The sequence below is a fragment of the Pseudomonas sp. IPO3747 genome (assembly GCF_013385245.1).
GTDB lineage: Bacteria > Pseudomonadota > Gammaproteobacteria > Pseudomonadales > Pseudomonadaceae > Aquipseudomonas > Aquipseudomonas edaphica.
In genome coordinates this window covers 81,052-94,245 of sequence record NZ_JACAQL010000009.1, presented here as the reverse complement: position 1 = coordinate 94,245, position 13,194 = coordinate 81,052, and the positions used below count along the sequence as shown (strand labels likewise).

11 protein-coding genes and 1 pseudogene are annotated in these 13,194 nt (G+C 57.5%); 5 read left to right on the top strand and 7 right to left on the bottom strand.

The annotated features are described in order from the left end of the window. Positions 1-92 precede the first annotated feature (92 nt). From HX790_RS29855 to HX790_RS13620, 4 genes and pseudogenes are all read right to left on the bottom strand, one after another. Positions 93-215, bottom strand: a pseudogene (locus HX790_RS29855) (hypothetical protein); the annotation flags it as partial. A gap of 950 nt (positions 216-1,165) precedes the next feature. After that, positions 1,166-1,753: a hypothetical protein gene (locus tag HX790_RS13630; protein WP_176991666.1), complete on the bottom strand. Its 588-nt coding sequence runs from the start codon at positions 1,751-1,753 to the stop codon at positions 1,166-1,168. Next, on the bottom strand, positions 1,750-2,322 hold the full coding sequence (locus tag HX790_RS13625; RefSeq protein ID WP_176991665.1) for an RNA polymerase sigma factor: 573 nt from the start codon (positions 2,320-2,322) through the stop codon (positions 1,750-1,752). Before HX790_RS13625 ends, HX790_RS13630 begins: the two co-directional genes overlap by 4 nt. 92 nt (positions 2,323-2,414) lie before the next feature. Beyond that, complete coding sequence (locus tag HX790_RS13620; RefSeq protein ID WP_176991664.1) at positions 2,415-4,037, bottom strand: VWA domain-containing protein; 1,623 nt, start codon at positions 4,035-4,037, stop codon at positions 2,415-2,417. Positions 4,038-4,553: 516 nt separating this feature from the next. Here HX790_RS13620 and HX790_RS13615 point away from each other — a divergent pair. From HX790_RS13615 to HX790_RS29745, 3 genes are all read left to right on the top strand, one after another. Beyond that, positions 4,554-6,470, top strand: a complete 1,917-nt coding sequence (locus tag HX790_RS13615; protein WP_256349321.1) for a M10 family metallopeptidase C-terminal domain-containing protein — start codon at positions 4,554-4,556, stop codon at positions 6,468-6,470. 101 nt (positions 6,471-6,571) lie between these two features. Beyond that, positions 6,572-7,957: a M10 family metallopeptidase C-terminal domain-containing protein gene (locus HX790_RS13610; protein ID WP_256349322.1), complete on the top strand. Its 1,386-nt coding sequence runs from the start codon at positions 6,572-6,574 to the stop codon at positions 7,955-7,957. A 506-nt stretch (positions 7,958-8,463) separates the two neighbouring features. Beyond that, positions 8,464-9,612 (top strand): M10 family metallopeptidase C-terminal domain-containing protein, encoded by a 1,149-nt coding sequence (locus HX790_RS29745; RefSeq protein ID WP_138451176.1) that lies wholly within the window; start codon positions 8,464-8,466, stop codon positions 9,610-9,612. 80 nt (positions 9,613-9,692) lie between these two features. On the opposite strand, the gene HX790_RS13600 is transcribed toward HX790_RS29745, so the two are convergent. From HX790_RS13600 to HX790_RS13590, 3 genes are read right to left on the bottom strand one after another with little or no spacing between them, the layout of a single operon-like run. Further along, positions 9,693-10,343 carry a DUF799 domain-containing protein gene (locus tag HX790_RS13600; protein ID WP_017136674.1) on the bottom strand — a complete coding sequence of 217 codons (651 nt, stop codon included), beginning with the start codon at positions 10,341-10,343 and terminating at the stop codon, positions 9,693-9,695. Further along, positions 10,340-10,702, bottom strand: a complete 363-nt coding sequence (locus tag HX790_RS13595; RefSeq protein WP_017136673.1) for a DUF4810 domain-containing protein — start codon at positions 10,700-10,702, stop codon at positions 10,340-10,342. The genes HX790_RS13600 and HX790_RS13595 overlap by 4 nt, the downstream gene beginning before the upstream one ends. Positions 10,703-10,731: 29 nt before the next feature. Then, positions 10,732-11,412, bottom strand: a complete 681-nt coding sequence (locus HX790_RS13590; RefSeq protein WP_017136672.1) for a CsgG/HfaB family protein — start codon at positions 11,410-11,412, stop codon at positions 10,732-10,734. Positions 11,413-11,841: 429 nt separating this feature from the next. Between HX790_RS13590 and HX790_RS13585 the strand changes: the two genes are divergently transcribed. After that, positions 11,842-12,453 carry a hypothetical protein gene (locus HX790_RS13585; protein WP_017136670.1) on the top strand — a complete coding sequence of 204 codons (612 nt, stop codon included), beginning with the start codon at positions 11,842-11,844 and terminating at the stop codon, positions 12,451-12,453. Positions 12,454-12,469: 16 nt separating this feature from the next. Then, on the top strand, positions 12,470-13,057 hold the full coding sequence (locus HX790_RS13580; RefSeq protein ID WP_017136669.1) for a hypothetical protein: 588 nt from the start codon (positions 12,470-12,472) through the stop codon (positions 13,055-13,057). Positions 13,058-13,194 lie beyond the last annotated feature (137 nt).

Here is a 13,194-nt window from a genome sequence, read left to right as displayed (position 1 = left end):
CTTATCTAGCCACTCAGCAATGAGATTAATTCTTGATGCCTAAATATTATCGGGAAATTCGGCGTTCTGATGCTTAGGGTTTGCGTATCTCTAGCCTCTTCCATTACTTCCACGAGCAGTACCGTATCATTCGCTTTATTTAGTCCCTGCAAAGAGGCGAGATCGAACGACAATTGGTCACCCAAGACAAAGCATAGCCGGCGATGTGAGCTCATCAAGCAAAATCTCAAGGTCGTATATCACCAATAGGAAGAAATATTCTCAAATCGGTACTTACCAGGGTTGAAAGGTGCGTTGAAATTATTGTACAACATAAAAACAATGTATAAGTTTTTAACGGTGCGCTGGCATTTTTAGCACCTGGAAGAATCCTCGTTTGCTTGCGGTGAGCGCTTGATATGTGAAGTAGACGCAATTTTGAGATCAGGTCAACGTTACGACGCGTTACCCAAATCGATACCTGTCTGTAATAGCACTGCATCACTCTAGAGGCTTGATGATTCGAGCCTAGCTCCTAAGTACCCTCAAGGCTCAAAGAGAGCCTGCTTGAGCCACTTCGCAAGTGGCCGCTTTTGGCCGCTTACTGCCCTTCATTACTGACTACCTAGGGTGAGCTCAGTCGAATAGATGCGTCGAGAGACTTACTTACTGATCGGAATGCCACAAATTTGCCACACTCGCCCCGCTAACCGGGGCGAAAACCCACTAATCCCAGCTACCACAACCCATTGATTCCCCAGCTAATCCCCGCTAACGTATTGATTCTAAACGTCGACTTTTAGGACTCCGAAGGCAGGGGTCGTGGGTTCGAATCCCGCCGGGTGCACCAGATACAGATGAAAAAGCCCTAGGTCGAAAGACCTGGGGCTTTTTTGTAGGCAATTTTTTGCATGCCTCGCGTTTCAAGTATCCACAACCTCCAAATAATTGACCTGCGGTGTAAATAAATCTCTGCCCATTTCCCCCAGCGCCTTTCCAGGCAAACGATGCTCAAAATGTCGGAGCGGGCTTGCTCGCAAAGACGGGGTGTCAGCCAATACATGTATGACTGATACACCGCTTTCGCGAGCAAGCCCGCTCCCACATTTTTTGACCAAGTTGTTTTCAAAATTCCATTAAAAACCCCACCACCGAGTAGTCGGTGGCGGGCTTTCTTTGAAAGCATTTATCGCTTCTGCAACGCCTCCAACCGCGCCGGCAAGTCTTCCTCGGGGAAGCGCTCATGCAGCGTCAACAGCTTTTCATCCGCCGCTTTGGCTTGCCCCGCCATGCGCAGGTTCACAATCTCCTGCAGCCCTTCCACCAACGAAGGCAAGGCCAGCGGTGCGCGCTTACTGAGTTTTTCTGTCGGCTGATCGGCAAACGCACCGATGGCTTCAGCCTGAACCAGCGCGTGCTCAACTTTCGGCGCTGCTGCCATCCGCGCCATAGGTGCGGGCGCAGGTGCGGCATACATCTGTGGGGCTGGCGCCGCGGAAAATGTCGCGGGGGATATCTCCGTTTGCGACTCGGGCACGCGCATCACTACGCCGATCATCAGTGCTACACCGGCGACGGTGGCGAATGCCATTTGCCAGCGCGGTTGGCGGCAGGCTTGCAGCCAGCGTTGCCACAGGCTGGGTTGCGGCGCCGGGGCTTCGCGGCGGGCGGTGGCGAGGATGAAGGCGTCGAGGGACGCAGGCGGTTCGCCGGTGCCGTGTTGACGAAAATGCTGGATCAGCTCGTCGTCAGGTGTGTGTGGGGAGTGGTTCATATGAGTATCTCCTCGGCCAGCAGGCGGCGCAGTTTCTGCTGGGCGTAACGCAGGCGGCTTTTTACGGTTTCCAGCGGGGCGCCGGTGAGGGCGGCGATTTGCGGCACTTCGAGGTCGCCGTGCAGGCGTAGCAGGAAGACTTCGCGCTGGTCTTCGGGCAGGTCTTGCAAAGCGGCGTCGAGGCGCGCCTGGTCGCGGCTCAGGCTCAGTTGCTGCTCAGGGCCAGCGCTGTCGTCGGCCTGGGCGTGCAGTTGTTCGTCGTAGCTGTCATGTAAGGGGTTGTGGATGCCGTGCTTGCGCCAGTGGTCGATCAGGCGGTTGCGGGCAATCTGGAACAGCCATGTACGAAAACTCGCCCGGCCCTGTGGCTGGGTGGCGCTGCGGATCAGGCTGAGCCAGGTTTCCTGGTACACCTCTTCAGCCAGTTCGGCCTTGTTGCTCAGTGACACCAGGAACCGGTAAAGGCCCTGGCGGTGCCGCGCGTACAACACCTCGAACGCGGCAGCGTCGCCGGTTCGGTAGCGGGCCAGCAGCGATTCGTCGCTGGGTGAGTCATCGGGGACGGCCATGTAGGTAGCGAACTCCTTTTGATGGATCGATGCACATTGACTGTGGGGGCTGGCTTGCCAGTTCCCACAGTTGGTTGTTGCCATGTTCGGGATCAGTGTTTGAGGCTCTGCGCCATTTCCACCAGTTGCACGAACTCGTTGCGCAACCCGAACGGGTCATCGCCGCGAGCCGAGCGCGCCAGTGCGGCGGTGTCTTTTAAGCTCATGCTGCCAGTGTAGCGGCCATCGCCCTTGAGCTGTTGGGCGAAGGCGGCCACTGACGCCGCGAAGCGCAGGTCGGCGCTGGCCTGGGTGGTTTCGTTGCGGATGGGCCGTTCAATCAGTTGACTGGCACCGCCCGCCGCCGGTTTGTAGCGTACGCGCAGCATGGCCAGCTCAGCGGATGTGCTCTGAGCCACAGGTGCAGTGGCGTAACGCAACGGCTCCAACCAGCCCTTCTCGCCCTTGGGCACAATTTCGTACAGCGCGGTCACGGTGTGCCCGGCGCCAATTTCACCGGCGTCGACCTTATCGTTGTTGAAATCCTCACGTTTGAGTGCGCGGTTTTCATAACCCAACAAGCGGTATTCGCTGACCTGGGCGGGGTTGAATTCCACCTGCAACTTTACATCCCGCGCCACCACCGCCAGGGTCGAGCTGAGCTGGTCTACCAACACTTTGCGGGCTTCGCGCAGGTTGTCGATGTAGGCGTAGTTGCCGTCGCCGGCGTCGGCAAGCTGCTCCATCAGGTGCTCGTTGTAGTTATCCACACCGAAACCCAGGGTGGTCAAGGACACGCCGCTTTTGCGCTGGTCGACGGCCATCTGCTTGAGGCTGTCGAAGTCGCTGACGCCCACATTGAAGTCACCGTCGGTGGCCAGCAGGATGCGGTTGATGCCCTTCTCTATAAAGCCGGCACGGGCCATCTGGTAAGCCAGCTCGATGCCGGAGGCGCCTGCCGTTGAGCCGCCGGCGGTGAGTTGGTCGATGGCATTGCGGATCCTGTTTTTGTCGCGCCCGCTGGTGGGTTCAAGCACCACACGCGACTCACCGGCGTAGACCACCAGCGACACACGGTCTTGATCACGCAGCTGGTCCACCAGCAATTTCAGCGTGCTTTTCACCAGCGGCAAGCCTTCACGGCGGTCCATGGAGCCCGACACATCCACCAGAAACACCAGGTTGGCCGGCGCAAGGTCTGCCACCGCACGGTCGGACGCTTTGATGCCGATGCGCAGCAATCGCGTGTGCGGGTTCCACGGTGTGGCGGCGACTTCGGTGGTCACGCCAAAGGGCGAGCCATCAGTGGGCAGCGCGTAGTCATAGGGGAAATAATTGAGCATTTCCTCCAGTCGAACGGCGCCGTCAGGTGGCAGCCGCCCTTGGTTGAGGAAACGTCTCACATTGGCGTAGCTGCCGGTGTCGACGTCGGCGCTGAAGGTCGAGACCGGGGTTTGTGCAACGCTGTAGACCGGGTTGTCGGGCAGGTTCTGGTAGCGTTCGTGAGGCTCGGCCCGATAGGCCAAAGCCGCGGCGTCGCGCATGGCCATTGGCGCGGCCATCAGCACAGGCATCGCTGCCTGCTTGCTCAAGGCACCCTCAGCCTGAGGCTCGGCGGGCGCGGGAGGCTTGGCCACCTCTCTGGACGATGAAAGCCCACAGCCGGCCAGCGAAGCCAGTACGGCAACCGCAACGCTGCAGACAAGGGGACGCAGCACTAAACGAGCATGTGACATGGCGCAGAACCTCAACAGTAAATAATCCGTTCATAGGCTCAGACGCAAAGCACTTCGGGTTCGGGTTAAATCTCGGAATTTACGCATACAACACGCTTGCCCTACAGAGTGCCAAGCCATTGGGCGTCAGCTGGAAGCATCGAGCCCTGTAGGTCACTCAACGATGCCGAGCCCGAAACAACTTACGATTACCGAGAAACTCCAGAATGCTCTTAACAAAAATACTCACACTGTAAGCAATTCTATATTTCCAGAAAAAACACGTTAAACACAAACGACATATCAGCTTTCAACAAGACGCGTAATGCTTGGGGAACCCGACTCTTTGACACGAAATTTAAAAACCGAATAAACATAACAGCCGTTGCAAACCATGTCATACCGGCCTGTTGACACACACTAGAAATAAATACTCTATTGGAAATTAACTTATAGGGTGCGAAGGTATTTCCAGCACACGGACATGCACTTCCCTACACAAGGAATAGGCCAACAACAAGAACATGGATTACTCTTATGAGAATCGACTTGCGCCCGTCTGTTTTCCAGCAACCCAACTACAGCCAACATTTTCTGCGCCCGCTTATTCAGCCTTTTGCCCAACCCTATCTCAACCACCCGGTCTTCAGACCTTTCGTGCAGCCATTTCTCAAACACCCCTTCGTGCGTAAGTTCGTACAGCCCTCTATTCAGCCACCCACACGGCGGCCATTTAATCCAACCACAACAACCAACCCGACGACATTCGACACCGCCACCAAACGCTACTGGGACGGCAAAGATCCAACTCTGCGCGCCAACGACCCCTACGCGGCTAACCTCAATGTGCGCTCTTTCGATGAGCGCCAGGCAACCAACAATCTCACTCGGGAAAACCTTAAGTGGCATGACAAAAATGCCGATGGCAAGGTCTCTGTTTCCTACTCGTTCAACAGCGCCGCCTGGCAATTCGATGGTCGCCAGAGAGAAATGGCACGACGTGCCATGCAGTCATGGAGCGATGTGTCCAATCTCTCCTTTGAAGAGAATGGGCCACGCACAGAAGGCAAAATGTCATTTGGCATATCGAACGCCGTCGGCACCGCCGTAGGCTATTACCCAAGCAACCATTACCAAGGAGGCAACACCCTGTATAACCCCACCAGGGTCACGCGCCACGACTTGATTCATGAAACGGGTCACGCCCTGGGGTTGTCGCATACCGGCAACTACGATGGCGGCTATGACGAGAACCGAAGGAGTCACGTACAGGATTCCCAGGCTCATAGCGTCATGAGCTATTTCGGGGCGGCACTGAGCGGCAAAAGCCATGGCGGCGCCCAACCAGCATCAGCCATGATGGATGATATTTCCGCCATCCAGGCGCTTTATGGCGTCAATCGTCAAATCCGTCAGGACAACACCACCTACGGGTTCAATTCCAACAGCCAGCGCGATTACTACACCCTCAATTCCAACCGGGACACTGCCGTGTTCTGCATATGGGACGGCGGTGGCAACGATACTCTGGACGTTTCCGGCTACCGTTCCAACCAGACCATTAATCTCAAGGCCGGCTCGTACTCCGATGTCGGCGGGCTCAGGGGCAATGTTTCCATCGCTCGCGGTGTGGTCATGGAAAACGCCATCGGCGGCTCAGGCGATGACGCGCTGATCGGCAACGATGCCGATAACCGGCTCACCGGCGGCGCGGGTGGCGACCGGCTGCGCGGAGGCGGCGGAGCGGATACGTTTGACTACAACAGTGCCAGTGACTCCACGCCCGACAACCCCGATACAATTATGGATTTTGTCAGCGGCACCGACAAAATCAATGTAGCCGTGGCCATGAAAAACGCCAATGTCGCCGCCCTGGCCTTCGTCAGCGAGATGACAGGCAAGGCAGGTGAGACGGTGCTCACCTACGATCAACAAAGCGGCAAGGGCAACGTGGCGATTGACCTGACGGGCGACGGCAAAGCCGACTTGCTGATCCGCACCTATGGACGCGTCACAGCAGAAGACATTGTCGCCTCCGCAAACACCACAGCCCATCATCAACAGCCTGAAACCCCCACTACTCGATCCACACTCACACCCACCCGCCCCTCCCACCGTTCAATGACACACACTTACGAAAAGGTCAGTAACTCGTCCTATCAGAATGCCGACTTGATTGAGGACTTTGTCAGTGGCAAAGACAAGATCAATCTCACTGCCTTGGCCAAGAATACCGGCACACCGCTGCGGCTTGTCGATAACTATACAGGCCGCATTGGCGATACCGTTGTTAAGTTAAATTCACGCAGTGGTCGATACTTTGTGGGCGTGGACTTTACGGGTAATCGCCAGACCGACTTTCTGGTCAAAAGCACTCAACTAATAAAACCCGAGGACATTATGGGTTTGACTGCAAACTTCCAAAGCCAAGCCAGGGTATTTTCGCGCAGGTAGTCACCTCGAAGGTTTAACCCTATCAACCCCTGACACCATCGTGTTTTCCCATGAGCGTTAACGTTCACACCTCCGCTCGCCTATTAAAAGGATTCAAGTAGATGCTCTCTGTTGATAACAAGCCTTATACGGCGCTTGCATTATTTGAGCCTGCCCATCAACAACCGGGTGCTGTAAAGGACCAGCCATTGGCGTCCTACACCACCGACCGCGCCGCCAGGCACCTGCTGCGCACCAGCCGGGAAATGGGATTGAAGTGGCAAGACCACAACCGCGACGGCGTCATTGATATTGCCTACGAGTTCTTCACGCCGGATGAGCCACACCGGGTCAGTCATGTACCCAAGGGTGCCCATGAGTTAAATGAACAACAAAAGAAACGGGCGCTTATATCGATGCAAGCCTGGGCGGATGTCACCCGTATAAAGTTCTCACATAAAGGCGCGAGTACCGAGGGGCGGCTGACCCTGGGTCTTTACGAGGGTAACGAGGAATCCTATGCGACCCTGCCGTTTCCCAAGAGCTTCAAAAAAGGAGGCGAGGCATGGCTGGACTCAGGGCATGCACAACCCAGGACTGACCGTTACGACCAACATGTCATGGCTCACGAAATTGGGCATACCCTGGGCCTCGACCATACCGGTGACTATACCCAGCAACCCGCCACGCGCGACTACTTGGAGGACACTCAAGCCTACAGCGTGATGAGTTACAACCCCGAGATCAGAAGTGGTCAGAACTTCTCAAAAAACGCACAGTGGACCCATTACTCGGTGGCGCCCCTGATGCATGACATTGCAGCTATACAGGCCGCCTACGGCGCCAACTACCAGACCCGTCGCGGCGATACCGTTTACGGTTTCAACTCCACTACCGAGCGTGATTATTTCAGCCTGAAGTCCGCGCGGGACGCGCCGGTTTTTTGCATATGGGATGGCGGTGGCGACGATACGTTGGACTGTTCCGGTTTCAATCAGAAACAAACCATCAACTTGAACGCCGAAGCCTTCTCTGATGTGGGCGGTATGAAAGGCAACGTTTCCATTGCCAAGGGCGTGACCGTGGAAAATGCCATTGGCGGCAGCCATGACGATACGTTGATCGGCAACAACGCCAACAACCGCCTCAAGGGCGGGGGCGGCGCAGATACGTTGAGGGGCGGCGGCGGCGCGGATGTTTTTGTCTACGACAACGCCAGCGATTCAACCGCTGCGGGTGCTGACCTGATCACCGATTTTGTCAGCGGCCGAGACAGGATCGACCTTACCGGGCTGAGCCAGAGCACCCGCACTCAGCTGCGACTGGTCCACACCTACTCCGGCCGCGCGGGCGACACGATGGTGAGGTTCAACGCCTACAGTAATCGGTACTTTGTCGCCATTGACCTGACCGGAAACGGCCAGACGGACTTCCTGCTGAAAAGCACGCGGTTGATAAGGCCCCAGGATATCAGTGGGCTGATGACCTCACGGCCTATCTTCGGATAAACGCACTGTCGCACCAGGGTTCAAAGTCGTCCCTGAACACGTGTGAAAAACGGTCATTCGCGGTGGCCGTTTTTTCTGATGCAGGGCGAAAATTCAGCCCAGGACTGGGCATTGGCTTAACCCTGTGTAGGAACACTTTACCTGCAAGAAAAACGACTTACTCGGACACACATCGGGCTTTGGAAAGTGACGCCAACACTGGCAACTTCACACTTAGCAAAAGGGAACCTGCCTGCCTCACCAAGAAGGAAAAGTGCCAATACCCCGTGAGAATAACGACCTTGAGAATTAATCCTGTAACGCCGATGTACAAGCCTTATTCGAGCAGCGCTCAGTCAGCCCAAAGCCCTGCACACCGCCGCTGGGACGCCCCGGTAGCCCGTTCTCTCAGCGGCCATGGGGGCAACTATGACCCGACTCAACGCTCGGATGATCCCTACATAAGTAGAGCTGACAGGCCGTCATTTAATCAGCGTCAGGCCGTTGAGCAACTGACGGGGGGCAGGTTGAAATGGCAGGACCGAAACCAAAACAACAGGACCGAGATTTCCTACAACTTCACTTATGAACAGGGTCTTGGATTCAACGACTACGAGAAACAAGAAGCACGGCGCGCCATCCAGTCCTGGGGCGATGTGGCGAACCTGACGTTCACTGAAAACGGCGGCCCGGCAGAAGGACGGCTGGCCTTCCGTATTTCCAATAATGTGATAGTTGCAGACGGCTACTACCCCTATAGCAACGACAAAAACGGCATCGCTGGCGATACCCGCTATCAACCGGGCTTTGTGACACGCCCCACCGTAACCCACGAAATCGGTCACACGCTCGGCCTGAATCACCCCGGTACTTACAACGGCCAAAAAGACGACGCCAAACGGTTTTATGCCCAAGACTCTAAAGCCCATACCGTCATGAGCTATTACCCTGCCCAAAGCAGTGGCAAACACTTCGAGGGCAGGCCGCTGGCTCCCATGATGGATGACATCAGTGCTATCCAGCACCAGTACGGCGCCAACTATCAAACCCGCCGAGAAAACAACATCTACGGTTTCAACTCCAACACCGGCAGGGACCACTACTCCCTGAGAAGCCATCAGGACGCCGCTATTTTTTGCGTATGGGATGGCGCCGGAAATGACACGCTGGACTTCTCGGGTTACGGCAATAACCAAACGATCAATCTGAGAGATGGCTCGTTTTCCGACGTAGGTGGTTATCAGGGCAACGTCTCTATCGCCCGCAACTGCCTCATCGAAAACGCTATCGGTGGCTCAGGCCACGATGTGCTGATCGGCAACGCCGCCGATAACCGGCTCACCGGTGGGGCGGGTGCGGACCGCATGCGCGGCGGCGGCGGCGCCGACAGTTTCGTCTATAACCACGCCAGCGACTCCACGCCTGCAAACCCCGATGTCATCATGGATTTCACCAGCGGCACCGACAAGATTGACCTGCGCGGGCTGGAGCGAAGGTCCAACACGCGATTCAAGCCCGTCCAGGCGTTCAGCGGGCGTATCGGCGACGCGATCGTGGGCTTCAACCCGCAGACCCAGCGCCACTTCATCGCCATCGACTTGACCGGCAACCGCACAGCAGACTTCGTGGTGACCAGTACGCAAGTGATCAGGCCACCGGATGTGCTTGTAAACTGACGGCAACGCGTGACACCCAACCCGCGAAGCCTTTGCAGACCCGAGCGGTCAGCAAAGGCTGTTCACGGTTGAACAGGTACTTAGTCGGTGCCGTATTTCGGGTTACGCGGGCCATACAAAATGCCGGTGCGCTGCCCGGCCGACAGCAGGCGGACACTGGCAATACCGGCAATCGGGTGCGCCGCATCGGTGGAGCTGTTGATCACCTGCTTGACCGCTGCCGAGACCAGCATGCCCACCAGGCCGCCGCCATTGTTGTTGCCTTCCTCGCTGGAAGCGCGTGCCGAGCCGGTCCACAACGTGGTGCCGGTGCGCAGGTCCACCAGCTTGGCCGAGGCCGTCACGGAGGTGTCGCTGGAGATCAGCATGTACTTGGTGCCGTAGTCGCTGATGGTGATGTACAGCGCCGCGTCCGCACCAAAAATGTCATGCAGCTTGCCCGGCGCCACGCCCTGGATATCGTTGGCGGTGGTCAGGCCGTTCTGGCGGAAAGTTTCGTCCACCAGGGCAATCGGCAACACGTAGTAACCGGCTTCGGCCAACGGGTAGGTGACCTGCGAAACCAGGCTGTAGGAGGCCTGCACTTCCGGCGACTCATTGATGGGTGGCAGTACCAGGATCGACTTCGGCCGAGCCTGTTTGAACGCTGTGTAATCAATGGTCTTGGGCGCCGCGCAGCCGCCGAGCAATGCCAGGGCCAGCAAGGCGCCGGTGAGTTTTAACAGGTTCATTTAGTGGCAACTCCAGCCTTGGCGTTTTTCAGCAAAAAGTCCATGTACGCAGCGGACTCAGGGAACAATGCCTTCTCGGTGCGGAACTCCTGCACCATCTGGTCATCCTTGCCCATGCTCAGGTACAGCATGCCCAGGTGCGCGTGGTAACCCGGCGGGGCCTTGCGGCCGCTGGCGTTGATCTTTTGCAGATCGCGTTCCAGGGCTTCCACCTGCGCTTCCTTGGGCTCGCCCTTGAAGTACTCGTAAACCTGCGGCTGGTAGCTTTCCCACTGATACAGGGGTTGGGGCGCCGTGTGGCACCCGGCGACCGTCGCGATTGCTGTCAGCATCAGCGCCAACTTAACTGCCTTGCTCATCCGTGTAGTGCTCCTTGGCGTTGTTGTTATTAGTTGCGCGGGTTCCAGGCGCCGGCGTTGATGCCGTCTACCAGGCGGTTGATCGCTTCGCGCATGGCCAGGTCCAGAACCTTGCCATTGAGCGTGGAGTCGTAGCTGGCAGTGCCGCCAAAACCGATGACTTCACGGTTGGAGAGCGCGTACTCACCGGCGCCCTGGGTGGAATACACCACTTCGGAGGTGCTGATGTTGACGATATTCAGCGCAACTTTGGCGTAAGCCACTTGGGTTTTGCCACGGCCGAGAATGCCGAACAACTGGCGGTCGCCGGTCTCTTTGCGGCCGAACTCGGTCACGTCGCCCGTCACCACGTAGTCAGCACCTTTGAGCTTTTGCACGGTGCCTTTGATCGCGGCTTCCTGGGAGATTTCGCCCATGTTGTCGCGGTCCAGCACGCTGAAGCGGTTGGTCTGCTGCAGGTGGGTGATCAGGATGGTCTTGGCCTGGCCGCCAAGGCGGTCAACGCCATCGGAGAAGATGCCGCGCATGTAGCTGGAACGGTTATCGAACTTGCCCACGGCAATCGGTACACGTACGCCGGAATAGGCCACGCTGGCGCTGGCAACTTGCTCCACCGGCATCGCACGGTTGCTCTCGGTGGCGCAACCGGCCACGCTCAGCAGCGCTGCGGCGGTGAGGCCCGACAGCAGGATTTTGGACAGTGTTTTCACAGAGTGCTCCTAGAGGTGAAACCAGCGCAAAGGGCTGTTATGTAAGTTATCAACGAAGTCGCGGCAATCAGATTTTGCTGAAAACGCGCGCGCGTTTGCACGCAGCCTCAACATGGAAAGTGTCGAGCCCGCCAATAGCGATATCAGGAAGGGTGACTGCCTCGCAGCAGTGCGGTTGAAACGTGCGGCCCGCGGTGAGGCGGGTGGCCGGGAGAAAAGCAGAGAGGCGCATTGCTTGATTCATCCTTGAAAAATGCCTTGTATCCAGTGCGCGGCATTTTACGGGGTTGCCCTGTGTACTCAAGCGGTTTCGCTGCTGCGGGGGCGTTCGCCGCTCAACGGCATTCTGTTACGCTGCGCGCCCGCCTCAAGTTACACAGCCATCGGTCGAGACATTGGCTTGGCTTGTTCATTAAATAGGGATATTGCGTGTTGAAAACCCTCCTTGGGGCTGCGGCCCTGCTCGCGACGCTGTCGATGACCGGCTGCGTCTCTTACACCGTCACCGGCCCCATCGGCGCCCCGCTCCACCCGGCCCCCGTCAGCAGCCCGCGCAGTGCGCAAGTCGCTGATGTGACAGTGAGCGCCGCCGACGTCAACGACGCCAATAAAACTGCGATCAGCCGTTCGCTCACGGCCCAACTCAACCAGTACGTGCGCACGGCGGGTTACTTCAAGCAGGTCACTGAGTACCCGGTGCGCCTTGGCGAAAACGATGTCGCGCTGAAATTCAACATGACCTCCCTCAAAGGCCACCGTGGCGTTCACCCCGCCTACGTGCCTGGTGCCCTGCTGACGCTGACGATCTGGATCTGGGTCAACGGCCCGATTTTCGTCGACACCTTCGACGTGGCCGGCGACCTGGTGATTGTCGACCGCGACGGCAAGGAACTGGCGAGCGCCAAGCAAGAGGTCAAGTTTGAACGCAACGTGGGCCTCTACGGCCGCGAATACTGGGCCCCGACCATGGGCGCCAAACAGTTGAACGAACTGGTCGCGCAACTGCTCGATACCGCCACTGCCAAACTGGCCAAACCGTAATTTCAGGGAGCAACACATGAAAGGGTTGATCAAACACAGCCTGGTCCTCGCCGCCGTCTTGTTGACCGGTTGCGTGTCCTACTCGCAACACGAATTGCCAACCGTGCAAACCTGGCCGCCGACCGCCGCCACACCGGCACAGAAACCCACCGCCTACGTGCGCACCACGGCGCTGAGCCAAGTCAACGGCGGCCCCGGCAATACCACGGCCGGCGCACCGGCGGCGCTGTGGGAAAAAACCGTGGCCGATGGGTTCCGCCAGTCCAACCGCTTTGCACGGGTGAGCACCGACAAGGTCGACTCGGACATCTACGCCGACGCCACGCTGTATAACAACGAACAGTTCAGCATGGCCTCGGCGATTATTACCGGCGTCACGTTCTTCATCATCCCGTCCACGGCGAAGAACACCTTCACCCTGGAAACCGTATTCAAGGACAAGGACGGCAAAGAACTGGGCCGGGTCAAGAAAAGCGAATCGGTGCGCACCTGGATGCACTTGGTGCTGATCGTAGGCATCCCGTTCCAGGCCAATACTGGAGAAGTGGTTGAAGCACTAACCCGCAGCACGCTGGATGAAGCTGTGCAGCGCAAGTTGTTCTGACAAACACAACACCAAATGTGGGAGCGGGCTTGCCCGCGATAGCAGTGTGTCAGTCACTGGATTTATTCACTGACCCACCGCCATCGCGGGCAAGCCCGCTCCCACAGGGGTTTGGTGGTGTTACCGATCGTTCCCAC

Coding starts and splice junctions, on each gene's coding strand:
- HX790_RS13630 (WP_176991666.1), bottom strand. CDS start 1,753: ATGAACCACTCCCCACACACACCTGACGACGAGCTGATCCAGCATTTT.
- HX790_RS13625 (WP_176991665.1), bottom strand. CDS start 2,322: ATGGCCGTCCCCGATGACTCACCCAGCGACGAATCGCTGCTGGCCCGC.
- HX790_RS13620 (WP_176991664.1), bottom strand. CDS start 4,037: ATGTCACATGCTCGTTTAGTGCTGCGTCCCCTTGTCTGCAGCGTTGCG.
- HX790_RS13615 (WP_256349321.1), top strand. CDS start 4,554: ATGAGAATCGACTTGCGCCCGTCTGTTTTCCAGCAACCCAACTACAGC.
- HX790_RS13610 (WP_256349322.1), top strand. CDS start 6,572: ATGCTCTCTGTTGATAACAAGCCTTATACGGCGCTTGCATTATTTGAG.
- HX790_RS13600 (WP_017136674.1), bottom strand. CDS start 10,343: ATGAACCTGTTAAAACTCACCGGCGCCTTGCTGGCCCTGGCATTGCTC.
- HX790_RS13595 (WP_017136673.1), bottom strand. CDS start 10,702: ATGAGCAAGGCAGTTAAGTTGGCGCTGATGCTGACAGCAATCGCGACG.
- HX790_RS13580 (WP_017136669.1), top strand. CDS start 12,470: ATGAAAGGGTTGATCAAACACAGCCTGGTCCTCGCCGCCGTCTTGTTG.